Raw genomic sequence first — 23976 nt, forward strand, 5'->3', positions numbered from 1 at the left:
AAAGCATCTCAGTCCCGCGCAGAAATCGGCGGCAAAAGCGCGCGCCCGCCGCGCTGGTCGCTCTTATCCCAACCTCGTGGACAACATGCGCATGGCAGCGAAGACGAAATCCTCCAAGACCAAGAGCTCCAAGAAAACTTCAAGGTCGAAAACGTCAAAAGCAAAGTCGAAGACGTCTGCGAAGAAGACCCGCAAGCGCACCACGAAGAAAGCCAAGACCCGCAAGCGCAGCGCATCCGCGCGCGAAAGGGATCCACGCGGCGGCCTGACCGCGGCGGGCCGCAAGGCGTTTGCGCGCAAGCAGGGCGCCCAATTGCGGCCCGGCGTCACCAAGAAGGAATCAGATATGACTCCGCAGGAGATGCGGCGGAAAGGCAGCTGGGCCGTGCGCTTCTATGGCCGCACGAAACTGCCGCCGCTGGTCGATGCGGAGGGGCAGCCGACCCGCCACGCATTGTCGGCGCATGCCTGGGGCGAACCGGTTCCGAAAACGGTGGCGGCGGCGCGGCGCATCGCGGCCAAGGGAGAACGGCTGCTGGCGCGCTATCGGCGCGCCAAGGCGAGAGGCTAGCGCATCGTCGCGAGCTCGACGGCGCGGCCGCGCGTGCCGATGATCTTCACCTCGTCCTTGCCGCAGGTGAAGCCGCGGGCGAGATCGTCGGCGGCCTTGCGTGCGAGCTCATTGGCGGTGGGATTGGCGGCCGCATCGACATAGGCGACATGGCAGACCGCGCCCGGCGGCAGTCGGGTCACGACCAGCATGGCCCTGGTGTTCGGCCGCCCCTGCTTGTCGGGATCGCTGCTGTCGGCGATATGCCAGCGCTGGATGATCGCGAACGGCTTTGCGTCCATGGCGCGCCATTCGATGGTCGTCTCGGAAGAATTGAACGGGCCGAACCAGACCTGGGCCGCAGGTTCCTCCGCCGCTTTCTTGCGGTTGCGCCCGACGGAGACGATTTCGCGAAGATCGTCCTCGGCGATCAGCACCATGAGACCGTCCTTGCCCGGACAGATGCGCGTCGTGCTGCCGTCGAGCTCGCTGGGCTTGCCAACCTGGCGGCAGTTCTTTGGCGCCGTCGAGGTGTAGGTGCTGCCCATGGATTGGGCGCTGGCGCTGTTGAGCCCGATACAAATCATCAAGGCAGCGAGGCCTGTGCGGGTGACGTGGTTCATCAGGAGGGCTTTGACGGGACTGGAACTTCGTACCATCAGACGTCTTCATTGTGGGCAAGGTTCAAACAGGGGCGGGATATACCTGACAGCGGCGCGGAATCGTTCTAGAAGAGCGGCTTCGCTTTGGGCCTTCCAGCCTCGTTCGCGTCCTCCTTTATTTGATCATGCCAGCCACATCGTCGAACAAACCCTATCGCGTCGGCCGCTCCAAGACCGGACTCGGCCTCTTCGCCACCAAGCCGATCAAGAAGGGCACCCGGATCATCCGTTATTACGGACCGATCCTGGATTCGCGGATTCCCGCCCACGACGAGATCGAGAACAAATATCTGTTCGAGCTCAACGGGCGCTGGACCATCGACGGCTCGGTGCGCAAGAACCTCGCCCGCTACATCAACCATTCCTGCCGTCCCAATGCGGAATCCGACGTCCGCCCGCGCGAGCGCAAGGTTTTCATCCGCGCGATCAAGAACATCGAGCCGGGCGATGAGATCAACTACGATTACGGCACCGACTATTTCAAAGCCTATCTGAAGCCGATCGGCTGCAAGTGCGACTCCTGCGAGAAGAAGCGCAAGAAGCTGCGCGCCGAAGCGCGGGCGGAAGCCGCCAAGGTAAAGGCGCGGGCCGAGCGCAAGGCGCAGAAGGCGGGCGCGAAGGGCGTCAAGCAAAAGGCTGTCAAAAAGAAGAAGCTCAACGGTCACGCCGTTGGCAAGAAGAACGGCGCGCGCGCATAGCCTACGCTATCGTGCCCCGGACGCAGCGCAGCGCCCCTTCGGCGGTGCGCTGCAGAGCCGGGGCCCATCGCCCGCAGGGATTCGTGCAATCTGGGTCCCGGCCCTGCGCCGCAACGCCAAAAGCGTTGCAGCGCGTCCGGGACACGAGAGCCATCACGCCGCGACCGCAGTCCCGCTCTTGCGCCATCCCACATATTGCAGCTCGGCGAACACGCCGGTGGCGATGGCCTGCGCCACGACCATCAGCTCGCCTGCAAGGTTCGGCGACACCGCGCCGGACAGCAGCAGGCCGATGCTGCCGACCGTCCATGCGGCGTTGCCGATGATGACGAGGAGCAGGAGCGGCTTCGGCACCGCGGCGCGCGAGGCGAGCCAGCCGACGAGCGCCGTATAGGCGATCAGGAACAAGCCGGTCTCGCGCAACAGCGCCTCGGGTAGGCTGAACAGCGCCGCGAAGGCGCCTGCGCCAAAAGTGAATCCGAGCGCGGCGACGCCGCTGAAGACGGCATCGGCGAGCAGGGCGCGGCGCAGGAAGGTGGATGCTTCGATCATCGTGGTTCTCCTTGGTTGAGGATGGGGAAGGGACGTCAGCGCAATCCGCGCCACCAGGCGCGGACGAGGCGGGCGAGGCGGTACGGACAGAGGCCCCTGCCGACGCCGTGCTCGAAGGCGATGACCCGCGCGACGACATAATCGCCGGTCGAATGCACGAGCGGCTCGGGCATGTTGAGACTACGCGCCAGCATCCGGGTTGCGAATGCCATGGCCCAGGGCACGACGTGGTCTGCGACGGTCCGGTAGAGCAGCAGCGCAATCATGGTCATCTCCTGTTGCAACCGAAGATGCGCCGACCCGCGGGCCAATTCGATTACCTCGCGGGTAATGGAAGGGCTGAAATCCGCATGATAGGTTTTGGGTCATGAACGCACACGCATCCAGGGCCCAGGCCGAACGCAGCCAGTCGATCCATATCGGCGATCATTTGCGCGAATGGCGGCAGCGCCGCCGCATGAGCCAGCTCGATCTGGCCGGTGAGGCCGAGATCTCGGCACGTCACCTAAGCTTCGTCGAGACCGGCCGCGCCGCGCCCTCGCGCGACATGGTGCTTAGGCTCGCCGAGCGTCTCGACGTGCCCCTGCGCGAACGCAACGTGCTGCTGGTCGCCGCCGGCTACGCGCCGGCATTCCCGCAGCGCCAGCTGGAGGATCCGGCCTTGAAATCAGCCCGCCAGGCGATCGACCTCGTCCTCAGGGCGCACGAGCCCAATCCCGCGCTGGCCGTGGACAGGCACTGGAACCTGATCTCCGCCAATCGCATGGTGGCGCCGCTGCTCGAGGGCATCCCGCAGCGTCTGCTCGGCCAGCCGCTCAACGTGCTGCGGCTCGCCTTCCATCCGGAGGCGCTGGCATCTCGCACCGTCAATCTCGCGGAATGGTGCGGGCACCTGTTGGAGCGGCTGCACCGGCAATGCGAGGCGACCGCCGATCCCGAGCTGATCAAGCTCTACAACGACCTGAAGAGCTATCCCATTCCCGCGCGCTCGGCGCCGCTGTCGAGCGACAATGTCGCGATCCCGTTCAAGCTGCGGCATCAGGGCGAGATCCTCAGCTTCTTCTCCACCACCATGGTGTTCGGCACGCCCGTCGACATCACGCTGTCGGAGCTGGCACTGGAGACCTTCTTTCCGGCGGACGAGCGCACCGCCGAACGGCTGAAGCAGATGGCGGCCGGTTTGCCATAGCGGCGTTTACAGGCGGGAGCGCCCCCCGCATAATCTGCCGATGGACACACGCTCCTCCCGGTCCTTGCGGCCGGCTAACCCGGTCGGCGATCTCCTGCGCGCCTGGCGCATGCGCCGCGCGCTAAGTCAGGCGGAGCTGGCGTTCGAGGCCGGCATCTCGGTCAAGCATCTGAGCCATGTCGAGACCGGCAAGGCCGCGGCGAGCCGAGACATCCTGTTGCAACTCGCATCCGCTCTGGATTTATCCCTGCGCGACCGCAACGCGCTGCTCGAGTCCGGCGGCTTCGCCCGGCAATATGGCGAGCGCGATCTCGCCGCGCCCGAGCTTGCCGATGCGCGGCGCGCCGTCGATCTTCTGCTGCGACGGCACGAGCCGTTCCCCGCGATCGTGACCGACCGGCGCTGGAACGTAAAGCAGGCCAATCGCGCCGCCTCGCGCCTGATGACCATGCTGCTCGGTTCTGAGCGCATGCAGCGGCCGCTCAATCACATGCGCATGTTTCTCGCGCCGAACGAGCTCAAGCCTTTCGTCGAGAACTGGCCGACTGTTGCGGCAGCGCTGCTTGCGCGGGCGCGCCATGAAGCGATGGCCGCGCCGCTCGATGAGGCCCTGCAATCGACCTGGCGCGAATTGATGCGCTTGCCGGAGCTTCCCATGCTTGGGATCGAGGACAACGCCGTGCCGGGACCGCTCTGCGAGGTGCGCCTGCGCAAGGGCGAGGTCGGCATCGGCCTGATTGGCGCGGTGCTGACGCTCGGCACGCCGCAGGACGTGACGCTGCAGGAGCTTCGTGTCGAGATGTTCATGCCTGTTGATGCCGTATCCGAGGCCGCCCTGATCGCGCTCTCGGCTCAGGACGCCTGAGCTTGCATGGCGTCGCGTCGTTCAAAGCTCATGGCCTGCATCACCTCCGCGAACGGCCCCTTGAGGTCGCTCAGTGTTGCCGTGGTGAGGCCCGCGCCGTTGGCACCGACGCGTGTGGCGGCACGGATCAGGATCCATTCGCTCTCCGGCGGACGAAAAAAATAGAGGCTGATCTCCGGGTTGATGAAGGTCCATTCGCGCATGTCGACGATCTGCGCGACGCCGCTGGAAAAGTCCGCGGCCTGCACCGCCTGCAACAGCGGCGTGTTCGGCTCGCCCTCGACCAGCGGCGAGTCGAGCCGCATCCAGGCGGCCGCCGGGCCCGGCTTTTCCAGCGCGCCCTCGATCAGCCGCACCGACACGTTTTGGAAATAGCGGCTCCATTTCTGCGCGAAGGCCGGCGGCGGGACGCCCGCCTCTGGCGCCTTGTCGGCCGCCGCTTGCCTCGCAAAGGGATCGACGGGCGAGCCTGCGCTCGGCGCCGTCAGCAGCGCGGTGCAGCGGCCGATCTCGGTCTCGCCGTCCATCAGCCGCACCTGCAAGGTCTTGGCCTTGCGGCCGTCGCGCAGCAATTCGCTGATGGTCCTGAAGGCGCGCAGGCCTGCCGGCCGCCACAGATCGAAGGTCAGGCGCCGCACCGCGAAGCCGGATTCGGCGGCGAGACGCTCGACCTCGCGGGTCATGAGCGCAGTGGTGGCGCTTCCCTGCAACATGTCCGGCGACCACGGACCGCCGGCGTGCTCCGTGGCCCGGAACTGATGGCCTTCCGGCCTGAAAATGGCGCTCATTGCGGTGTCTCCTCGGCTGCATCGTGGCCGCGAGTATCCGGGCCGGCGGGACCTGTCGCAATAACCGCAGAGGTGAAGTCGTGAGCCATGCAGGACCGGTGCCTTGCGTCGTGTCCGGTTCGGCTTATCTTCCGGCGAACCCGTATTGCCCGAAGGAGGCGCCTGACATGAGCACGCTCAAACCGCTCCAGATCGACGTCGTCTCCGACGTGGTGTGCCCCTGGTGCTATATCGGCAAGCACCGGATCGAGAGCGCGCTGGCGCTCGTTCCGGACGTTCCGGTCAAGCTCAATTTCCGCCCGTTCTTCCTCAATCCCTGGGTGCCGCGCGAGGGCATCAGCCGCGAGGCCTACCTCACCCAGAAGTTCGGCTCGGTCGAGGCCTACAAGGGCATTGCCGGACGCGTGGTCGCGGCCGCGGGCGAGGAGGGGCTCGTCTACAAGCCCGAGCTGGTGGCACGCCAGCCCAACACGACCGATTGCCATCGCCTGATCCTGTGGGCCGAGGCGATCGGCAAGGCGCCCGAGATGAAGCAGCGCCTGATGGAGCTGTATTTCCGCGACGGCGGCGATCTCACCGATGTGAACGTGCTGGTGCAGGCGGCCGCCGATGTCGGCCTCGATGCCGACGACGTGCGCAAGCGCCTAGCCACCGACGACGACGTCGCGCGCGTCTCGGCCGACGCACAGGAAGCCGCCGAGAAGGGCATCTCCGGCGTGCCCACTTACGTCTTCGCGCAGAAATACGCCGTCTCCGGCGCGCAGGATCCGAACCTGCTCGCCCGCGCGATCCGCGAGGTCTCGGCAGAGATCAACGCACAGGCGGCGGAGTAGCTTTCGCTGATTTGCGGAGCCGGCGAACCATACGTCGTGCAGCCTCATGCGCGGCGTTGATGCCGACCAGCGCTCCATGGACGAGCGCGACCACCGGATCGTGCCGCCGCAGCGGGATCAGCACGTCGCCGACCGCAAAACGCCCGCGCCAGATCGGGTTGATCATGGGGTGGTCGGCGCTCGCGGTGGAATCCGCGCTGGCGATGGCGGTATCGGCGCAGAGATGGCGGGTGAGGTCGAGCGTGAGCTGCACGCCCGGTGAATATCTGGCAAAGCGCTCGTCGATGCCGAGCTTGAAGAAGAACGCGCGATCCTGATGGCGCAGCACGATGCCGGCGGCAATCGGCGTCGTGCCGGCGCGAAGCGTGATGATCTCGCACTGCGCGGTCTCTGCCAGCGCCGGGACGGCGCGGCGAATGAAGGTCGCATCGCCCGCATGCCGGACCAGTGCGGTGCCGCGCTCGCCCTTCCAGCCGCTGGCTTCGAGCCGCAGGAATGTTTCGAGCGCGGACCCGATCTCGTCAGGCCGGCGTGCGACGTCGAACGTAACAGGGCCGCGCTGTTCGAGGCGATGGCGCAGGCGCCGCAGCTCCTTGAGCTTCTTGGCGCCGAGTGCATCGCGCAGTAGCGTTTCAGCATCCTGCGCCGCGTCGAGGCAGGCGCGAATGTAGGAGGAAAGCACGCGCGGCTTCAGGCCATCGCGGCTCAGGACCTGCCTGAGTGCATTCATCGCAGCACCGTCGAGCGCGACGTCGTTCAGCACGAGCGCATGCGCGCCGACCGCGCGCGCCTGCTGCAACAGAGCCGCGGCCGCCTCGATCGGCGCGTCGCGGTCGATCAGCGGACTGCACAGCGTGCCGTAGGGATGCGCGCTCACCAGCGCGGGCAGGGGGATCTTTAGGGCCCGCCACAGCGAGATCACCGGCATCAGCCCGATCAGCCGCGCCGAAGAACTGTCGAATGCGGGCAGTGCCGAGGCTTTGGTGCGGCCGCGCGCGGTTGCGCTGACGGCGAGTTCCCAGGCAGGCAGGTAATATCCGTTCGGCTCGACGGCGCGTTGCGCGAGTGCGCGCCATTGGCCTGGGTCGATCGTCGCGAGCGGAACGCACGCACTCGCGGCGTCGGCATGCCTTGCCGATGCCGGCTTGATCGCCGCCTGCTGCGCGATGTCGGCCACGTCCCGTCGTCCCCAATCACGCGGGCTGAGCCCGTGTTACGCTGCTCATCCTTAGCGCAAAGAATGGAAAATACCGTTGGGACGCCGCTTCAATTCGAGCGGTAGTATTAACGTTTCGTTGAGCATGTGGCGGCAGGCCGCTGGATGCGCAGTGGATTGCGGACGTCATTGATCGCCCGGCAAGAAATGGTCGCGGGCGGTTGCCCGTCCGCCGCTGGCGGTGTCGGTGATGGCGATGTCGACGTCGCGCGAGGTCTTGGGCAGGTCGCTGGGACCGACCTGGACCGACAGCCTGACCTCGCGGGTCTGGTCCTGGCCAACCTCGACGATCGGCTTGCCGTCCGAGCCGGATTCGATACCGGCGACGCGAATGGTCGCGCCGGGCAGGCCGGAAATCTCGAGCGTAAACGATCGCTGCGCGCCCTTGTTGAGGATGCGCACGGTATAGTCGTTGCGCACGCCGCCGTCCGAGAGCTGGACGAAGAGGGGATTGCGCTCGTGCAGCACGTTGACCTCCATCGTCGCGCGGGTGGCGAGCGTATAGAGCATGATGCTGCCCACGAGGGTGATGGCCGCGGCGTAGATCACGGTGCGCGGGCGGACGATGCGATAGATCGGCGGCTTGCCGTCGCGCCGGCGCTGCATGTTGATGTCGGTGTCGTAGCCGATCAGCCCCTTGGGCCGGCCGATCTCGCTCATCACGTTGTCGCAGGCGTCGATGCACAGGCCGCACTGGATGCAGCCGAGCTGGATGCCGTGGCGGATGTCGACGCCGGTCGGGCAGACATTGATGCACTGGTGGCAGTCGACGCAATCGCCGGCGAGATCGCCCTGCGCGCGCGCGGCGTCCGCCTTCTTCACCGACATGCGCGGCTCGCCGCGGTCGCGTCGATAGGTGACGTTGAGCGCCCATTCGTCGGTCAGAGCCGCCTGGATGCGCGGCCATGGGCACATGTAGATGCACATCTGCTCGCGCGCGTGGCCGGCAAAGACATAGGTCGTTGCGGTCAGGATGCCGATCCAGAGATAGGCGATGAACGGGGCCTCGAAGGTGGCGAGCTCCTTCACCAGCGTCGGCGCGTCGGCGAAATAAAGCACCCAGGCTCCGCCGGTCCACCACGCGATCATGATCCAGAGGAAATGCTTCAGCGCAACCTTCCGGATATGGTCGAACGTCCAATAGTGCTTGTCGCCCTGCATGCGCTCGCGGCGGTCGCCCTCGACCCAACGCTCCACGGCATAGAACAGGTCGGTCCACACCGTCTGCGGGCAGAGATAGCCGCACCACAGCCGTCCCGCGACCGCGTTCATCAGAAACAGAGCCATCGCCGCGAGAATGAGCAGGCCGGTGAAGTAATAGACCTCCTGCGGCCACAGCTCGATGAAGAAGAAATAGAAGCGGCGATGCGGCAGGTCGATCAACACGGCCTGGTCGGGCAGGCCGGGGCCGCGGTTCCAGCGTACGAACGGCAGGAGATAATAGACCCCCAGCGTGACACAGAGGATCGCCCATTTAATGCGGCGGAACGGCCCGTGGACCGACTGGGGATAGACCTTTCTGCGCTTCTCGTAGAGAGGTCCCTCGATGAAGGTGTCGTCGGTCATGGCAAATTCCCCCGCATCACAACTGCGTCGGCGCGTTCAGGAGAACGCGCAGCCGCTGCTCAGGCCCAGCTTCCTGAACACGATCGCCGCCGGGCAGAAGCCGGTGATCGAGGCCTGCAACATGTTCAAACCGGCGAAGGCCGTCAGCAGGTACCAATATGCATTCACGTAGGTGCCCAGTGCGAGACCGAGCAGGACGACGCATCCCGCAAAGGCGAGGACGGCTTTATCGACATTCATGGCAGGCTCCTTTTGCTTACGAACGGTTCAGGTTGGCTTCGGTCCAGGCGACGATGCTGCGCGCATCCATCGCGCCGGATTGGCGGGCGATCTCACGGCCACCGCGCATCAGCAGCAGCGTCGGAATTCCGCTGATGTTGAGGCGCGAGGATAGAGCGGGTGTGTCGTCCGAATTCAGCTTCAGAAGACGCACGCCGGGTTCGAGCTGTTGCGCCGCGCGCTCGAACATCGGGGCCATGGCGCGGCAGGGACCGCACCATGGCGCCCAGACGTCGATCAGCACGGGAATGTCGCTGCCGGCGACATGGCGATCGAAACCGGTCTCGTCCACGTCGATCGGCCGGCCCGTGAACATCGGCTGATGACAGGCGCCGCAGCGCGCGCCTTGCGGCGTGCGATCGGCGGGCAGGCGATTGATGCGCCGGCAATGTCCGCAGACGATCTGGCGTGTCGTGCTCATGTGCCGGTTCGGACCTCCTTGATCTTGGAGATGTTCAGCCTGTCGAGCAGGAAGCGCTCGTAGAACGGCTCGCTCTCGCCGCGTCGCATCTTGCGCAGGAAGTATTTCTCGAAGGCGACCTTGGCGAGGTGCACCCATTCGCCCTTCGAGGACCAATTGACGTTGCGCGGGGGAATCTGCGGCTGCGCCAGGAAGGCGACGCCGGAATCGCCGAAATCGGCGAGGCAGATCGCGTTCCAGGTCGGCTGTGCCGTGGGCGCCTTGCCGCGCAGCAGGTCGCCGATGTTGATCGCGGTCGCCGTCACCATGGATTCGATCATGAAGCCGGTCTTGGGGACGCCGACCGGCACCGGCGTCGCGCCGACCGGGGCGATCGCGACACAGACGCCGACTGCAAACACATTGGGGAAGGTCGGATTCTGCTGATGCTTGTCGACGATGACAAAGCCGCGCGGATTGGTCAGCTTCTCGATGCCGCGCACCGCCTCCACGCCGCGAAAGGCCGGCAACATCATCGAATAAACGAAGGGCAGCTCATGAGCCTTGCGGGTCGTGCCGTTGTCGGAGAACTCCTCCACCGTCATCAAGCCTGGGGCGACGTTGTCGATGCGGGCGTTGGTGATCCACTTGATGTGCTTCTCCCGCATCTCGCTTTCCAGAAGGCCCTTGGTGTCCCCGACGCCGTCGAGACCGAGATGTCCGATATACGGCTCCGAGGTGACGAACGTCATCGGCACCCGGTCGCGTAGCTTCCGTCGGCGCAGCTCCGTTTCGAGGATGAAGAGAAACTCGTAAGCCGGCCCGAAGCAGGAAGCGCCCTGGACGGCGCCGATCACGACCGGGCCGGGATTGGCCGCGAGCTTCTCGAACGCGTCTCTCGCATGCGTGGCGTGATCGACGTGACAGATCGATTGGGTGTGGCCTTGCGGGCCGAGGCCGGGGACTTCGTCGAATGCGAGTTCGGGACCGGTCGCGACGACCAGATAATCGTAGTCGATCGACGTCCCGTCGCCGAGTTCGACACGGTTCTCGGTCGGGTGGACGCGCTTTGCGCCCTGCGTCAGCAGCCGCACCCCCTTGCGTTTCATGATGTCCGCGAGATCGATCTCGATCTCTTCGCGCTTGCGCCAGCCGACTGCCACCCAGGGATTCGAAGGCACGAAATGATAGACCGCGCCTTGCGAGATGACGCTGAGGCGGTCCTCCTTTCGCAACTGGGGTAGCAATTCATAGGCCATCAGCGTTCCGCTCAGACCGGCTCCGATTACGACAATCTCCGCCATGGGTACCTCCGTTGGACCAAGTTGCTCCGCCGGTTCAGTTCCGGCTGTCATGCGACGCTTGACGATATATTCATATTTGCGTATATACGCAACTATGAAAATAAATGCCGACATCATGGAGCGGGCGGCGGATCAGGCGAGCGAGTTGCTGAAGGCGCTCTCCAATCGCCATCGCCTTCTCATCATCTGCCAGTTGATCGACGGCGAGCGGTCGGTCGGCGAACTGGCCGAGTTCCTTGGACTGCGCGATTCCACGGTCTCCCAGCATCTTGCGCTCCTTCGCAAGGATGGCCTGGTCGCATCCAGGCGCGATGCGCAGACGATCTTCTATTCGATCGCCAGCGAGCCGGCCCGCGAAGTCCTGAAGACGCTTTATCAGGTGTTCTGCGCGCCGAAGTCCGCAAGGACGAAGTGAAGGCTACTCAAGTGCGGACGGACGCGCCTTGCGCGAGATCAACGCGCCGTCGCCCGATGTCGATGAAATGAGAGGACCGCCGCGGCGCGGTGTGGTGAAGTAGATGAGGACACGGATGCGTCCCTTGCAATATCCGGCATGCCTGTGGCTTCTGGCCGCCTGGGCGACGATCGGAATTCCGGCGGGGTCGGCTGCGGCCGCCGCAACGCTCACCGTGGCGCAGCAGCAGGTCATCGACGAGAAAGCCGTCTTCGCGACGGTCGAGAGCATCAGTGTGGTTCCCGCCCGAAGCCGCATCGGCGGGACCGTGGTTCAGCTCAAGGTGTGGGAAGGGGATCGCGTTACCGCAGGCCAAGTCATCGCGGCGATCGGCGACGAGAAGCTCGTCCTCCAGATGAAATCGCTCGATGCGCAGATCGAGGCGCTGCAGGCACAGGCCAAGCAGGCGCAGCTCGACTTCACCCGGACCGAAGGTCTGGTCGAGCGGGGCATCCTGCCGCGCGTCAAGCTCGACGAGCAACGCACCGCGCTCAACGTCGCCGACAACGGCTTGCGCGCCAGGACCGCCGAGCGCGCCGTCATCAACGAGCAGCTCAACCAGGGGCAGGTGCTCGCGCCGGCTGACGGGCGTGTGCTGAAGAGGCTGATCACCGTGGGATCGGTGGTGCTTGCCGGAGACCCGATCGTGACGGTCGCCGAGCAGAATTTCAAGCTGCGGCTGCGGGTGCCGGAGCATCACGCCCGCTCCTTGAAGGCCGGCGACAAGGTCCGTGTCGACGGCGCGGAGCTGGCGGGCGAGGCCTCGAAATGGGGCGTGATCGAGCTCGTCTATCCGCAAATCGAGGAGGGACGCGTCATCGCGGACGCGACCGTCGAAGGGCTCGGCGAGTATTTCGTCGGCGACCGCCTGCGGGTCTGGATCGCCGGCGGCGCGCGAACTGCCTTCGTCATTCCCTCGAGCTATGTGACGACCCGTTTCGGCATCGACTACGTCCAGCTCCGGAAAGGGGATGGGACGATCGACGCACCGGTGCAGCGCGGCCGCGACATGCGAACGCCGTCGCTTCCCGACGGCCTCGAAATCCTGTCCGGCATCCGGGCCGGCGACCAATTGGTGCGGCCGTGAATCTCGGACTGTCAGGACGGTTGACCCGGTCGACCATTGCATCGCCGCTGACGCCGTTGTTCCTGCTCGGGGCGCTCGTCGTGGGGCTGATCGCGGTCGTGGTAATCCCACGCGAGGAGGAGCCGCAGATCAGCGTCCCCATGGTGGATATCCGCGTCAATGCCGATGGCCTGCGCGGGCCGGACGCTGTGGAACTGGTGAGCAAACCGCTGGAATCGATCGTCAAGGGCATCGACGGCGTCGAGCACGTCTATAGCCAGACTGAAGACGACCGTGTCATGGTGACCGCGCGCTTCCTGGTCGGCACCAAGTTCGAGGATGCCATCCTGCGGGTGCACGAGAAGATACGCGCCAATCTTGACCGCATTCCCGTTGGCATTCCCGAGCCGCTGATCGTAGGGCGGGGCATCAATGACGTCGCGGTGACGGTGCTGACGCTGTCGCCGAAGCCGGAAGCGGCCAGCCGCTGGACCGACAAGGACCTCTATGAGCTCGCCGACAAGCTGCGCGCGGAGCTGATGAAGGTCGACGACATCGGCCTAACCTACATTTCCGGCGGCACCGCGCAACAGATCCGGGTCGAGCCCGATCCGGAGAAGCTGTCGCTGTTCGGCGTCACGCTGCAGCAGCTCGTGGCCAAGGTAAAGGACGCCAACCGCTCGTTTCTGGCCGGGCAGGTCCGCGATGCCGGCATCGTGCGGAGCGTCGCGGCGGGACAGACGTTGTCCGGCATTCCCGATATCGGGCTGTTGCTGATCACGAGCCGCGACGGCCGGCCGGTCTATGTCAAGGACGTCGCCTCCGTCGTCGTCGGCCCGAGCACCGTCGAGCATCGCGTCTGGACGGAAGCACGCGATGCGGCCGGACAGTGGGCGCGTACGCCCGGCGTCAGCCTGGCGCTGGCCAAGCGGGCGGGCGCCAACGCAGTCGTCGTGTCCGAGAACATCGCTGAACGCCTCGCGGCGTTGAAGTCGCGCCTTCTTCCCGAAGACATCCAGGTGACGGTGACGCGCGACTACGGCGAGACCGCCAACGAGAAGGCCAACGAGTTGCTGTTCCACCTCGGGCTCGCGACGATCTCGATCGTGGTGCTGATCGCGATCGCGATCGGCTGGCGCGAGGCGCTGGTGACCTTCGTCGTGATTCCCACGACGATCCTGCTCACGATGTTCGCTGCCAATCTGATGGGCTACACGATCAACCGCGTCAGCCTGTTCGCGTTGATCTTCTCGATCGGCATTCTCGTCGACGACGCCATCGTCGTCGTCGAGAACATCGCGCGGCACTGGGCCATGCGCGACGGCCGGCCGCGCCTGCAGGCGACCATCGAGGCGGTGGCGGAGGTCGGAAACCCCACCATCGTCGCGACGTTGACCGTGGTCGCCGCGCTGCTGCCGATGCTGTTCGTGTCGGGCCTGATGGGCCCCTATATGGCGCCGATCCCGGCCAACGCGTCGGCGGCCATGCTGTTCTCGTTCTTCGTCGCGATGGTGGTCGCGCCCTGGCTGATGCTCAAGCTCGCCCCAAAAGGCGAGGTCGCCTCGGCGCATGCGGGGCACGATGAAGGACGGCTCGGCCGGCTCTACCGGCGCTTCGCCTCGCCGATCGTGCGGAGCAAGCGGTCGGCCTGGATATTCCTGCTCGGCGTCGGCATCGCAACGCTGCTGTCGATGACACTGTTTGCGACCAAGTCGGTGACGGTCAAGCTTTTGCCGTTCGACAACAAGTCCGAGATCGCCGTCGTCGTGGACCTGCCGGAAGGGGCGAGCCTGGAGGCGACCGAGCGCACGCTGTTCGGCGCGGCCGAGATCGCCCGGCAATTGCCGGAGGTCACCTCGCTGCAATCCTATGCCGGCACGCCGGCCCCCTTCAATTTCAACGGTCTGGTGCGGCATTACTATTTGCGCCAGAGGCCCGAGCTCGGCGAAGTGCAGGTCAACCTGGCCGCGCGTGGCGAGCGCAGGCGCGCCAGTCATGAGATCGCGCTCGAGCTGCGTGAGAAGCTGAAGGCGCTCGATCCGCCCGCGGGCACCAGCGTCAAGGTGGTCGAGGTGCCGCCCGGGCCGCCGGTGCTTTCGACGCTGCTCGCCGAGGTCTACGGTCCCGACGCGACCACGCGCCGAGCGGTCACGGCCGAGCTCAAGAAAGTCTTCGCAGAAGTCCCGTTCATCGTCGACATCGACGATTCCGTCGGCGAGAAACGGCCACGGCTGCGGCTCTCGATCGACCAGGACCGGCTCGAATTCTTCGGCGTCGAGCAGCGCGACGTCTACGACACCATCCAGGCACTGTTCGGCGGCATCTCGGTCGGCTACTCGCATCGCGGTGAGGACCGCAACCCGATCGAGATCGCGGTGCATCTTGGAAAGCGCGATCTGGTCTGGGACGAGGCTCTGGCCTCCACGCCGGTGCCGGCCAATACCTTGCCCGGCAGCAAGACGGTCGTCGAACTCGGTCAGGTCGTGAAGGCGACCATAGAGGAGGGCTCGCCGACGATCTTCCGCCGCGACGGGCGCTTCGCCGACATGGTGATGGCCGAGCTCGCCGGGCGCTTCGAGGCGCCGCTTTACGGCATGCTCGCGGTTGCCGATCGTGTGGATGCCCATGACTGGGGCAAGCTGCCGAAGCCGGCGATCAGCCTGCATGGCCAGCCGTCGGACGAGTCGCGTCCAACGCTGCTGTGGGACGGCGAATGGGAGATCACCTGGGTCACCTTCCGCGACATGGGCGCAGCGTTCGGCGCCGCCATTCTCGGCATCTACGTGCTGGTCGTGGCCCAGTTCAGGAGCTTCCGTCTGCCGCTCGTCATCCTGACGCCTATTCCGCTCACGTTGATTGGCATCCTGGTCGGGCACTGGCTGCTGGGTGCGCCGTTCACCGCGACCTCGATGATCGGCTTCATCGCGCTGGCCGGCATCATCGTGCGCAACTCGATCCTGCTGGTCGATTTCATCAGGCACAGCGGTGGGGATGGGAAGTCGCTTCGCGAGGTGGTGCTGGAGGCCGGAGCAGTCCGCTTCAAGCCGATCCTGCTCACCGCGCTCGCGGCCATGATCGGGGCTGCGACCATCCTGCTCGATCCGATCTTTCAGGGATTGGCGATCTCGCTCCTGTTCGGGCTTGCGTCATCGACGCTGCTCACAGTGCTGGTGATCCCCGCGATCTATATCGCCTTGCGCGCGCCACGCGAGGCCGCTTCGACCACTGCCAGATCCAGCTAGCGAGGCTCCGATGGACAAGAACTTCGTCGAAATCACCAGGAATATCTCGGCCAACCTGAAAAAGCTGCGGAGCGACATTCCCGATACGATGAAGGGATTTGCCGCACTCGCCCAGGCCGCCACGCGTGACGGGGCGCTGGACAAGAAGACCAAGGAACTGATCGCGCTGGCACTCGGCGTCGCCGCGCATTGCGACGGCTGCATCGGCTTTCATACCGAGGCGCTCGTCAAGCTCGGTGCAACGCGCGAAGAGATCGAGGAGACGCTCGGCATGGCCGTGTATATGGGCGGCGGGCCGTCGCTGATGTATGCAGCCGATGCGATCGGGGCGTACGAGCAGTTCCAGCAGCAAGCCGCTTCCGATTGAGCTGCGCGCGGATGTCCGACGTGAAGAGGACCGGACGACGATCGTCCGGTCCCCTTGCCTTACCTCTTGGTCACTACCAGTAGCGGTCGCCGACACCCACGCCGACGCTGACGCCAGGCGCGCGAATGCCGACGCCGGCGCGCGGGCCATCGTCATAATGGCGATGATAGGTCCGGCGCTCGTAATAGCGATCGCGCGGCATGTAATTGTAGGAATCGCGCACGATCACGCGCGAACCGCCGCGTGTGCGATAGCAGCGGCCGTCGTCGTCGCAGACAAGCCGTACCTGCTGGACCAGATCCGGATTGGCGTACTCGCTGCTCGTGTAAATATCGGACGCCTTCGCACTCGACGTGGCTGCCAGAGCGCCGACGCCCGCCAAAAGCGCAATCGTGAATGTCTTCATCCTGTCCTCCTCGAAACTGCCCTCGGCGGTAACAAGAAGGGGAGGCGGCGATCGTTCCCCGCCGCGATGCTGGTTTTTCCCGGAACTGGCCGTTTTTGCGGCGGTTCCTAGATCGGCTCGTAAGTCTCGCTCCCGCAGATGTCGTCGGCTTCCGCTCGCCGGCGGTCGACGACCTTTCCGCCTGTGATCGTGACGATGTAGGTCTGGGCACCTAGCGAAGTGCCAGTCGCGGAAGTGAGTTGCGCGCGGACGCAGGAGGTCCAGCCCGGTCCGCGCACCTCACGATGAGGTGGGGCGACGTGCACCTCGCGCGGATAGGAGGTGCTCAAGAAGACGACATCGATCTGCTCGCGTACCACGCGCTTGACGTCGGGAGGCGCTTCGGGAGGCGGCTGCTCGGCCTCCTTCATACGCATGAACTCGGGCACCGGCGCGCGGCTATCGGCAACGCCGCAAGCACCGAGCGCGAGCGATCCGGCGAACAGCGCCGCATGAGCAATAATCCGCAACATCCGTGAAGATCCCCTGCGGGCCAACAGATAGACACGAATGCGATCCGGCGAAGTCCCTGCCGATCAAAATTTGCTGAAGCCTTGGAACCGGCGGCATTGCTATTCCGCGATTGCCGGCTAGTTTGTACCCCACACGAAGGGGATTGCACCGATGAGGATTTTGGTCATAGCGACCGCCATGCTGGCACTGACGGCCGCCTCGGTGCAGGCGCAGGGCCGGCGGCATCCGCCTGAACCGGCCAAGCCGGCGGACAACAAGCCCAAGGTCGACGAGAACGCCTACAAGGCCGCGCTCGAGCGCATTCCCGAACCCAAGGACAAGTACGACCCGTGGGGCGGAGCCCGTCCGAACGAACCTGCCAAGAAGCCGAAGTAGAGCTGGTTCGGACGTTTCGATTCCCGCCCATCGTCGCGCCTGCGACGGCTTATTCGAGAAGCGACGAGGTGCCCGCGATCGGCGTGCTTGCACGGCGTCGCCGTTGTCGTTGGCGTGATCATCATCGTGTTGTGGATGCGATACGAACGTTCGTTCACATCGTGCGCGTTATTGCACGAAGGCGAGGCCGACGCGCTTGTCACTGCGCCAAACTGTGCGACAATTCCGCACGAAATCGTCGCACGCGATCGAGAGCGTGAACGATTGCGGCAACGTGAGGGGGGCGTCGAGGTCGATGGCCGCGCCGCCCGCCGACATGTTTCGCACGGTGCAACGAATGCCGCTGTTTTTAAAGGTGATCGTTCCACCCTTGAAAACACGGTGACGCTGTGCAGCACGCTTCTCGATCATCGGCGTCGATCCATTACGATGATTGTGAAAATAGTGCATGGAAATTACGTTGAACTAAACTCAATACCGGCGCTACTTGCACGTCGCTTCAGACTTTGTTTACGACGTTGGAGCGGCCAGTCACTTCCCGCCGACTTTAGGACCAAGTCTTTCTTTTATGGCGTTACGCGCCGATGGAGATTCCGATGAAGACCACGCTTTCGATCTTGCTCGCCGCCGCGTTCTCGCTGTCGTCGATGTCCGCCCACGCCGTCAAGTGGGACCTGTCGACCATGAGCTGCAAGCAATTCCTCGAAAGCGGCGAAGACAACATTCAGGTCGTGCTGACCTGGATGGACGGGTGGTACAAGGGTGACGAGGACAACGCGATCATCGACACCGACGTGTTCATCGAGAACGCGAAGAAATTCGGTGCCTATTGCGGAAAGAATCCAACCGCCAGCATCGTCACCGCGGCCGACGAAGTGCTCGGCAAGTAACCTTTGAAATTTGCGGACGCAATCGCGTTCTTGTTTCTTGCTTCGACACGATGGTGATGGAGAGCCGCGCTGCGCCTTGCGCTCACGCGGCTCGCTTTTTTATGCTGATGCTCAGCCCGGCAGCATCGCGAACGCGCTCGACACCATGGCCACAGGCTTGTTGTCGCCAGCCGAGAGCAGCGTGACGCGGCCAAAGCTCATGGTGCGCCCGAGCCGCACCACGCGCGCGTCCGCCAGCACGTCCATCGAGGACGCCGCGCGCATGAAATGCGTGGTCTGGTCGACCGTGGTCATCGGGCGATAGCCGCGATTGGCAGCGAGGATCGCGATCACCATCGCGGTGTCGGCAAGCGCCATCAGGGCCTGGCCGCAGACCACGCCGCCGTTTCGGCACAGCCGCTCCGAAAACGGCATGCGCAGGACCGCACCCGGCTGCCAGTCCGGCAGATCCGCCGGCTGTGTATGCTCGATGCGCTCGACCGTGAGGTTGAGATCCTGGACCCAGGGCGCAAAAACCTCGCCGAGGATGCGTTTGGCGTCGGACAGGCCGAATTCGGCGTCTGGCTGCATTTGCATTGCTGTCGCACTCTCCTGTATTGCCTGATGTTTCGGCCCATTGTGCGCGCATCGACGCTGCAAAGTCACCCGGTCCCGTCGGCTTGAAAATGCCTGACTTGGGCCGATATGATGCCCCGCTCGGGTAGGGGATGGATGATGTTGCGCCGGTGTGTCCTGGTCTTCTCTATGGTCGCGCTCGGCCTCTCGCTGAGCGGGTGCACCAAGTGCGGTCCGATCTGGGACGATTGGCTGCATGGGCCCAAATCGTGCCGGTCGGATCGGCACTAGCGGACCCCGGGCGGCCCTGGCGGCCGCGCAAGGATGACCAGGCGCGGGCGATCCGTGCCTCAAGGATGATCAAGGAGTGGACGATGAAGCTTTTCCGTTTGGCCGCGGTGCTGGCCGTGGTCGCGGGACCTGCCTATGCGCAGTTGCCCAATATCAATCTGATGCAGGACGCTCCGAGCAAGTCCCCCGAGGAGAAGGCGGCGGAAGCCGAGCGTGACAGGGCCTACAAGGAAACGCTGAAGAAGATTCCGGATACCAAGGCGTCCAACGATCCCTGGGGCGGCATGCGCTCCGATCCGCCGAAACAGCCGGCGGCGCCGAAGGCCTCGGCTGCGACCAGCGCGCCGAAGAAGAAGTCCGGCACGGCCGCCAACTGATTGCATGGCCCGATCTGGGGCCGCAATGGCGCCTCCGATTGGGACTCCTCTTCATCCCATCCGCTCCCTACATTTGGCCGAGCGTATTGCGTAGAGGAAGGGCACGACATGGCCGATCGTCCGCGGGACCTCGCCGAGCGGATGGCGCGCCGGCGCAAGCTGGCCGGCAAGCCCGGCCAAACAGTCGGCGACGGCTATCTGCGCGAGACCTTCACGCTGCCGCGCGCGGCGGCGCGGGAACAGGCGCAGGCCTTCTTCGCCCGCTATCCCAAGGCCGGCTATATGAGCGCGGTCGAGACCTGGCGTGAACTGCCCGGCGGCGACATCGAATTCACCATGCGGCGGCTGCCCAGCGCGGACTAAAGCCGGCTCGACCCGAACGCGGTGCTAGTCGAGGGTTTCGGCAACGATGCGGATCCGGAACACGGGTTCCTTGGCCTCGTCCAGCAGCTCCATGTGCCATTCGGAATTTTCCTGGAGCTTGCGGGCAAGGCCGGCGGTCATGTCGGCGCAGACATTGGTCATTTCTTTCCAGGCCGAATCGCGATCGGCAAATTCCGTCGCCTGGTCGGCGCAGCCGGAATAACGGCCATTCCGGATTCGAAAGAAATAGAGTGGCATGGCGGGCACCGATAGCGCGCGTGATGGCCTCGTCCCCAGGGCCATGGGCGCGGGTAGTCCAATCCGAAACCCGCGTCAGATCAATTCCGGGCGGCTACGGATCAGGCCGCCGCAGCGATTTCATCCGGCCGGTTCAGGCGACGTTTCGGCCGATCGCTTCAGCTCCCGATCGATGCAGCTGCACGCGCCGGATCGCGAGCAGGTCGATTTTCGTCTCGGTCCTGCCGGTCTTGATCTGCTCGCCGATGCGGAACTGCCACTGCCAGATTCCGGGAATCGTTGTCTTGGCGACGGTGAACTCGATGCCCCTGTGATTCATGGTGACCCTCCACGATTCACGTCCACGATTGGAAACATGCTGGTCGTCATAATATTCCCGGACAAGCAAATTCCGTCAGGGGAACTGTCGGATCCCCGTGGTTCTCCGACCATGAACAGAGTTCCTGGGCTGCGTCCCGGTTGCGTTCGTGCACATCGAGACCCCGCCCGGCGGTTCCCGCCGGGTCCCGTGCCCTACGAGCTGCGGCATGTGCCTTGCTTGGCCTGATGGCGGCAAGCAACATGGGCCCGTCATGCTCGGCATTCCCCGCCGCTACAGTCACTTCGTCTTCGGAATCATCCAGTCCGGACTGACCTCGCTGATCGCGGCGGGAATCGCCAGCTTTCCAGCGGGCAGCGCGATGATCTTCATCGGGCACTGGATGGTGTCGTGGCTGATCGCCTGGGCCGCGATGTTGCCGATCGTGCTCATGGCGGCGCCCGCGATCCGCGCCTTCGCGCTGCGTCTGACGCGGGAGGACAGCGAACCGCGCGCCGGCAGCCAGGCATGAAAAAAAGCCCCGCCTGGGGCGTGCCGGGCGGGGCAGAGAGTTATTGGAGGCCGAGGTGCTGGGCTTGCAACACCAGAGCCGCATCATCCTAGAGGGCTCCGCTTACGGCAGCCTGACGGTGCGCCAAATTTCCCCGGGCCCGATTCCGAGGCCGCAGACTGGCCCCGCGCCCGTCCCAATTTCGACATCCGTTCGCACAACTGCAGACACACAGGTCGGCAAGATTTCAAACCGTTCGGCGCAGCCATGGGGGAAACGTGGCACGCCGGCAACGGGGTGGCATCATGGATAACGTAGAGCGGTCATTTGCCGCCGCGACAGCGGCTGGCTTCGTGGTGCTGGTGATCGGCCTCGTGCTGCTGGCGCTGCTGTAGGGCACGCGGACGGCGGCCGGGCCCCGCGACGATCGGGCGGGGCCTGCGGCCATTCTCGAAAATTGGGAAAACAACCCCATGCACAGTCGGGGGCATGGGAGTTTCGCTGATCCTTCAGTAGCTTAGCGGTAGTGTTTGGATACCGTTGCGTTCGCCCCGCGAGCCTGACGCGTCTTGCGACGGGGCGATTCTCGCCTTGCCGGAAGCGAGCGATCGCTTCTGCGGCCGGACTTTAGTGGATCTTGATGTCGTTGAGGGGGAGATGGAGCTCGCTGGCGCGCTCTTCGCGATCCCTCTTGCGAAACTCGTTTTCCTTGCGCTCGAACTTGATCAGCTCCTCATGCGCCGCCTCCAGCAGCGGATTGCGCCTGATCGTTTCGCGGTGCTTGTCTTCGGTCATGACTGAAGTCCCCAGAGTTGCGGTCTCACCCTGGAGAAGGCCGGAGACCGCGAAAAGTTCGGTGCCAGAGGATTGCGGAATTATGACGGCGCAAGGCAGCTCGCCCTTGATGCGCGTCAGCCTCGGTCCGAAAGGACGTCGCGGCTGCGCGGCTATTTCGGCGGTTGCAGTCCGGGGGATTTGACCCAGTCGTGCAGATGATTTGCCATCTCGGCTTCGCGCGCCTTCTTGAGCAGGGCGTCCCTTTCAGGGCCGGGCGGAAGCCGGGAGGGCGTCCTGCTTGACCTGTTTCACCCATGCGGAGAGCCGGTCTTGAAGGGTCAGTTGCTGCTTGAAACGTCGTCGCTTGATCATGGCACGCCCCTGTCCGCGCGAGCACGGCGGGAGCGCCATCGGCTTCTCGTCACCGGGAGCAGCCGGGGTCCGTGCGGTGATGATGGATTAGGATCCATAAAAGGAACGGCGTCTGTTCAATTGTGCGCACAGGACGCTCCGAGGTTGAAAGGCCCGGTGCCGTCCTGATTAGGACACCCGCAGAGGGGAAATGGGACACTCCTCCCATTAAGGAAAAAGTGGCAATTTCACTTGATTCTAAGGCAGGGCCGAATCTACTTTCGGTCCCGCCGGGGCTGGCATTTCAGCACGAACATTCATTGCAACCGGCAAGGGGCTACCGCACAGGTGGCCCCTTTCGATTCCGACACCCGCAGAGTGGGATTAGGGCGCAATGAGGAGGGACAATGAGGCGACCTACACGTGGTCGTTTTCATCGTCACGGCCCGTGATGACGACGTTGCGGACACAAATCAGCGGGATCGCGAAGGCAATTCAAAATGAAAGAAGCCGCCAACCGAGGCGGCCTTGCTTCACGGAAAAACGCCACCCGCCTAATCTGTGTCGCGGGCAGCGGCTTCCCAGCCCCGGGTGGGTTTGCAAAACCCCGGTGTGTTAGGAATTGCACATCCTCATCATGTGGTCTGAGCAAAATTGCTCACACTGACGATCCATATTCCCGCCCGCAACGTGTTCCGTTGGGTCCAAATTCCTTGATCCACCCAAGGGTCGGGCACAAAACGAAAGCCCAAAAGAACATATTGCGAACCTAGAACAAATAGGGTACATTGCTTTTGTCGACGAGCCGCCTCGCAACCGTTTGTCCCTCACGCGAATCCTCGCCATAAGGAGCACGACCCAATGTCCGCCACTGCCCTGCGTATCGTCGAAGGATCTTCCATGGACAAGAGTAAAGCTCTGGCCGCCGCGCTCTCTCAGATCGAGCGCCAGTTCGGCAAGGGCTCGGTGATGAAGCTCGGCAAGAACGATCGCTCGATGGATGTCGAGGCGGTCTCGTCCGGGTCCCTCGGGCTCGATATCGCGCTCGGCATCGGCGGCCTGCCCAAGGGGCGTGTCGTGGAAATCTACGGGCCGGAATCCTCAGGCAAGACGACCTTGGCGCTGCACACGGTGGCGGAAGCGCAGAAGAAGGGCGGCATCTGCGCCTTCATCGACGCCGAGCACGCGCTCGACCCGGTCTATGCCAGAAAGCTGGGCGTCAACATCGACGAACTCCTGATCTCGCAGCCTGACACCGGTGAGCAGGCGCTGGAAATCTGCGACACGCTGGTGCGCTCGGGTGCGGTCGACGTTCTGGTGGTGGATTCGGTCGCGGCCCTGGTGCCGAAAGCCGAACTCGAGGGCGAGATGGGCGATGCGCTGCCGGGCCTGCAAGCGCGGTTGATGAGCCAGGCGCTGCGCAAGCTGACGGCCTCGATCAACAAGTCCAACACCATGGTGATCTTCATCAACCAGATCCGCATGAAGATCGGTGTGATGTACGGCTCGCCCGAGACCACCACCGGCGGCAACGCGCTGAAATTCTACGCCTCCGTCCGCCTCGACATCCGCCGCATCGGCGCGATCAAGGAGCGCGACGAGGTGGTCGGCAACACCACCCGTGTCAAGGTGGTGAAGAACAAGCTGGCGCCGCCCTTCAAGCAGGTCGAGTTCGACATCATGTACGGCGAGGGCGTGTCCAAGATGGGCGAGATCCTCGATCTCGGCGTCAAGGCCGGCATCGTCGAGAAGTCAGGCGCCTGGTTCTCCTATGACAGCCAGCGCCTCGGCCAGGGCCGCGAGAACTCGAAAGCGTTCCTGAAGGCCAACCCCGACATCACCGCCAAGATCGAGACCTCGATCCGCCAGAACTCCGGCCTGATCGCCGAGCAGATCCTGGCCGGCACGCCGGAGCGCGACGCCGACGGCGAGGAGCCGGCGGACGAGTAAGTCTTAACGCGAAGGTTTTTCGCGAGGAGC

Annotated in this window: 31 protein-coding genes; 15 read left to right on the forward strand and 16 right to left on the reverse strand. The window is 64.5% G+C overall.

The genetic code is table 11. The features are described 5' to 3' along the window. The first annotated feature begins 91 nt into the window (after positions 1-91). Complete coding sequence (locus ACFDR6_RS30870) at positions 92-571, forward strand: DUF6321 domain-containing protein (protein ID WP_375860680.1); 480 nt, start codon at positions 92-94, stop codon at positions 569-571. On the opposite strand, the gene ACFDR6_RS30875 is transcribed toward ACFDR6_RS30870, so the two are convergent. Further along, the gene (locus ACFDR6_RS30875; RefSeq protein ID WP_212081914.1) at positions 568-1173 is read right to left on the reverse strand and encodes a hypothetical protein; all 606 of its coding nucleotides are present in this window, start codon (positions 1171-1173) and stop codon (positions 568-570) included. The genes ACFDR6_RS30870 and ACFDR6_RS30875 overlap by 4 nt on opposite strands. A gap of 164 nt (positions 1174-1337) precedes the next feature. Here ACFDR6_RS30875 and ACFDR6_RS30880 point away from each other — a divergent pair, with 164 nt between their 5' ends. Next, entirely contained in the window at positions 1338-1910 is a 573-nt protein-coding gene (locus ACFDR6_RS30880; protein WP_375860681.1) for an SET domain-containing protein, read from the forward strand. Positions 1911-2063: 153 nt separating this feature from the next. Here ACFDR6_RS30880 and ACFDR6_RS30885 read toward each other — a convergent pair whose 3' ends face one another. Then, on the reverse strand, positions 2064-2462 hold the full coding sequence (locus tag ACFDR6_RS30885; protein ID WP_212081698.1) for a hypothetical protein: 399 nt from the start codon (positions 2460-2462) through the stop codon (positions 2064-2066). 35 nt (positions 2463-2497) lie between these two features. Next, a complete protein-coding gene (locus ACFDR6_RS30890) occupies positions 2498-2728 on the reverse strand; it encodes a hypothetical protein (RefSeq protein WP_375860682.1) in 231 nt (76 codons plus the stop codon). A gap of 101 nt (positions 2729-2829) precedes the next feature. Between ACFDR6_RS30890 and ACFDR6_RS30895 the strand changes: the two genes are divergently transcribed. Together ACFDR6_RS30895 and ACFDR6_RS30900 are read left to right on the forward strand one after the other, a co-directional pair. Beyond that, positions 2830-3651, forward strand: coding sequence for a helix-turn-helix domain-containing protein (locus ACFDR6_RS30895; RefSeq protein WP_375860683.1), 822 nt, complete (start codon positions 2830-2832; stop codon positions 3649-3651). Positions 3652-3691: 40 nt separating this feature from the next. Continuing rightward, on the forward strand, positions 3692-4516 hold the full coding sequence (locus ACFDR6_RS30900) for a helix-turn-helix domain-containing protein (protein WP_375860684.1): 825 nt from the start codon (positions 3692-3694) through the stop codon (positions 4514-4516). Here the strand turns inward: ACFDR6_RS30900 and ACFDR6_RS30905 are convergent. Next, positions 4504-5304, reverse strand: a complete 801-nt coding sequence (locus ACFDR6_RS30905) for a thioesterase family protein (RefSeq protein ID WP_375860685.1) — start codon at positions 5302-5304, stop codon at positions 4504-4506. The genes ACFDR6_RS30900 and ACFDR6_RS30905 overlap by 13 nt on opposite strands. 167 nt (positions 5305-5471) lie before the next feature. On the opposite strand from ACFDR6_RS30905, the gene ACFDR6_RS30910 reads away from it, so the two are divergent. Further along, entirely contained in the window at positions 5472-6137 is a 666-nt protein-coding gene (locus ACFDR6_RS30910; RefSeq protein ID WP_317243382.1) for a DsbA family oxidoreductase, read from the forward strand. Here the strand turns inward: ACFDR6_RS30910 and ACFDR6_RS30915 are convergent. The 5 genes from ACFDR6_RS30915 to ACFDR6_RS30935 form a co-directional block, all read right to left on the reverse strand. After that, positions 6115-7314, reverse strand: coding sequence for a GNAT family N-acetyltransferase (locus tag ACFDR6_RS30915; RefSeq protein ID WP_375860686.1), 1200 nt, complete (start codon positions 7312-7314; stop codon positions 6115-6117). The genes ACFDR6_RS30910 and ACFDR6_RS30915 overlap by 23 nt on opposite strands. Positions 7315-7479: 165 nt before the next feature. After that, positions 7480-8919, reverse strand: coding sequence for a cytochrome c oxidase accessory protein CcoG (ccoG, locus tag ACFDR6_RS30920; RefSeq protein WP_317243384.1), 1440 nt, complete (start codon positions 8917-8919; stop codon positions 7480-7482). A 36-nt stretch (positions 8920-8955) separates the two neighbouring features. Continuing rightward, positions 8956-9159 (reverse strand): YgaP family membrane protein, encoded by a 204-nt coding sequence (locus ACFDR6_RS30925; protein ID WP_183234801.1) that lies wholly within the window; start codon positions 9157-9159, stop codon positions 8956-8958. Positions 9160-9175: 16 nt separating this feature from the next. After that, positions 9176-9619 carry a thioredoxin TrxC gene (trxC, locus tag ACFDR6_RS30930; RefSeq protein WP_212081680.1) on the reverse strand — a complete coding sequence of 148 codons (444 nt, stop codon included), beginning with the start codon at positions 9617-9619 and terminating at the stop codon, positions 9176-9178. Then, positions 9616-10902 carry an NAD(P)/FAD-dependent oxidoreductase gene (locus ACFDR6_RS30935; RefSeq protein ID WP_212081672.1) on the reverse strand — a complete coding sequence of 429 codons (1287 nt, stop codon included), beginning with the start codon at positions 10900-10902 and terminating at the stop codon, positions 9616-9618. The genes trxC and ACFDR6_RS30935 overlap by 4 nt, the downstream gene beginning before the upstream one ends. Positions 10903-10996: 94 nt before the next feature. Between ACFDR6_RS30935 and ACFDR6_RS30940 the strand changes: the two genes are divergently transcribed. From ACFDR6_RS30940 to ACFDR6_RS30955, 4 genes are all read left to right on the forward strand, one after another. Continuing rightward, entirely contained in the window at positions 10997-11317 is a 321-nt protein-coding gene (locus ACFDR6_RS30940) for an ArsR/SmtB family transcription factor (protein WP_212081670.1), read from the forward strand. 115 nt (positions 11318-11432) lie between these two features. Next, a complete protein-coding gene (locus ACFDR6_RS30945) occupies positions 11433-12443 on the forward strand; it encodes an efflux RND transporter periplasmic adaptor subunit (RefSeq protein WP_375860788.1) in 1011 nt (336 codons plus the stop codon). Further along, complete coding sequence (locus ACFDR6_RS30950; protein ID WP_375860687.1) at positions 12440-15664, forward strand: efflux RND transporter permease subunit; 3225 nt, start codon at positions 12440-12442, stop codon at positions 15662-15664. The genes ACFDR6_RS30945 and ACFDR6_RS30950 overlap by 4 nt, the downstream gene beginning before the upstream one ends. Positions 15665-15674: 10 nt before the next feature. Further along, the gene (locus ACFDR6_RS30955; protein ID WP_212081664.1) at positions 15675-16031 is read left to right on the forward strand and encodes a carboxymuconolactone decarboxylase family protein; all 357 of its coding nucleotides are present in this window, start codon (positions 15675-15677) and stop codon (positions 16029-16031) included. Positions 16032-16104: 73 nt separating this feature from the next. Here the strand turns inward: ACFDR6_RS30955 and ACFDR6_RS30960 are convergent, their stop codons facing one another. Both ACFDR6_RS30960 and ACFDR6_RS30965 read right to left on the reverse strand, forming a co-directional pair. Beyond that, the gene (locus ACFDR6_RS30960) at positions 16105-16437 is read right to left on the reverse strand and encodes a hypothetical protein (protein ID WP_212081662.1); all 333 of its coding nucleotides are present in this window, start codon (positions 16435-16437) and stop codon (positions 16105-16107) included. Positions 16438-16544: 107 nt separating this feature from the next. Further along, the gene (locus tag ACFDR6_RS30965; RefSeq protein ID WP_212081660.1) at positions 16545-16949 is read right to left on the reverse strand and encodes a hypothetical protein; all 405 of its coding nucleotides are present in this window, start codon (positions 16947-16949) and stop codon (positions 16545-16547) included. A gap of 151 nt (positions 16950-17100) precedes the next feature. On the opposite strand from ACFDR6_RS30965, the gene ACFDR6_RS30970 reads away from it, so the two are divergent. Then, complete coding sequence (locus ACFDR6_RS30970) at positions 17101-17325, forward strand: hypothetical protein (RefSeq protein ID WP_212081658.1); 225 nt, start codon at positions 17101-17103, stop codon at positions 17323-17325. Positions 17326-17493: 168 nt separating this feature from the next. On the opposite strand, the gene ACFDR6_RS30975 is transcribed toward ACFDR6_RS30970, so the two are convergent. Then, on the reverse strand, positions 17494-17736 hold the full coding sequence (locus ACFDR6_RS30975; protein WP_212081656.1) for a PilZ domain-containing protein: 243 nt from the start codon (positions 17734-17736) through the stop codon (positions 17494-17496). 185 nt (positions 17737-17921) lie between these two features. Between ACFDR6_RS30975 and ACFDR6_RS30980 the strand changes: the two genes are divergently transcribed. Continuing rightward, positions 17922-18215: an HdeA family protein gene (locus ACFDR6_RS30980; protein WP_375860688.1), complete on the forward strand. Its 294-nt coding sequence runs from the start codon at positions 17922-17924 to the stop codon at positions 18213-18215. 111 nt (positions 18216-18326) lie between these two features. On the opposite strand, the gene ACFDR6_RS30985 is transcribed toward ACFDR6_RS30980, so the two are convergent. Then, entirely contained in the window at positions 18327-18791 is a 465-nt protein-coding gene (locus ACFDR6_RS30985) for a PaaI family thioesterase (RefSeq protein WP_212081654.1), read from the reverse strand. 353 nt (positions 18792-19144) lie between these two features. Between ACFDR6_RS30985 and ACFDR6_RS30990 the strand changes: the two genes are divergently transcribed. Further along, complete coding sequence (locus ACFDR6_RS30990) at positions 19145-19438, forward strand: hypothetical protein (RefSeq protein WP_212081652.1); 294 nt, start codon at positions 19145-19147, stop codon at positions 19436-19438. Positions 19439-19546: 108 nt separating this feature from the next. After that, complete coding sequence (locus ACFDR6_RS30995) at positions 19547-19801, forward strand: hypothetical protein (RefSeq protein WP_212081650.1); 255 nt, start codon at positions 19547-19549, stop codon at positions 19799-19801. Between the two features lie 24 nt (positions 19802-19825). On the opposite strand, the gene ACFDR6_RS31000 is transcribed toward ACFDR6_RS30995, so the two are convergent. After that, complete coding sequence (locus tag ACFDR6_RS31000) at positions 19826-20059, reverse strand: DUF6894 family protein (RefSeq protein WP_212081643.1); 234 nt, start codon at positions 20057-20059, stop codon at positions 19826-19828. A 133-nt stretch (positions 20060-20192) separates the two neighbouring features. Next, positions 20193-20378 carry a hypothetical protein gene (locus tag ACFDR6_RS31005; RefSeq protein WP_375860689.1) on the reverse strand — a complete coding sequence of 62 codons (186 nt, stop codon included), beginning with the start codon at positions 20376-20378 and terminating at the stop codon, positions 20193-20195. Positions 20379-20631: 253 nt separating this feature from the next. Between ACFDR6_RS31005 and ACFDR6_RS31010 the strand changes: the two genes are divergently transcribed. Further along, complete coding sequence (locus tag ACFDR6_RS31010) at positions 20632-20889, forward strand: DUF2798 domain-containing protein (RefSeq protein WP_212081639.1); 258 nt, start codon at positions 20632-20634, stop codon at positions 20887-20889. Positions 20890-21495: 606 nt separating this feature from the next. Here ACFDR6_RS31010 and ACFDR6_RS31015 read toward each other — a convergent pair. Further along, complete coding sequence (locus ACFDR6_RS31015) at positions 21496-21663, reverse strand: hypothetical protein (protein WP_375860690.1); 168 nt, start codon at positions 21661-21663, stop codon at positions 21496-21498. A 1194-nt stretch (positions 21664-22857) separates the two neighbouring features. On the opposite strand from ACFDR6_RS31015, the gene recA reads away from it, so the two are divergent. Next, on the forward strand, positions 22858-23946 hold the full coding sequence (recA, locus tag ACFDR6_RS31020) for a recombinase RecA (RefSeq protein ID WP_212081633.1): 1089 nt from the start codon (positions 22858-22860) through the stop codon (positions 23944-23946). Positions 23947-23976 lie beyond the last annotated feature (30 nt).

The organism is Bradyrhizobium tunisiense (genome assembly GCF_042263385.1).
GTDB classification, from domain to species: domain Bacteria; phylum Pseudomonadota; class Alphaproteobacteria; order Rhizobiales; family Xanthobacteraceae; genus Bradyrhizobium; species Bradyrhizobium tunisiense.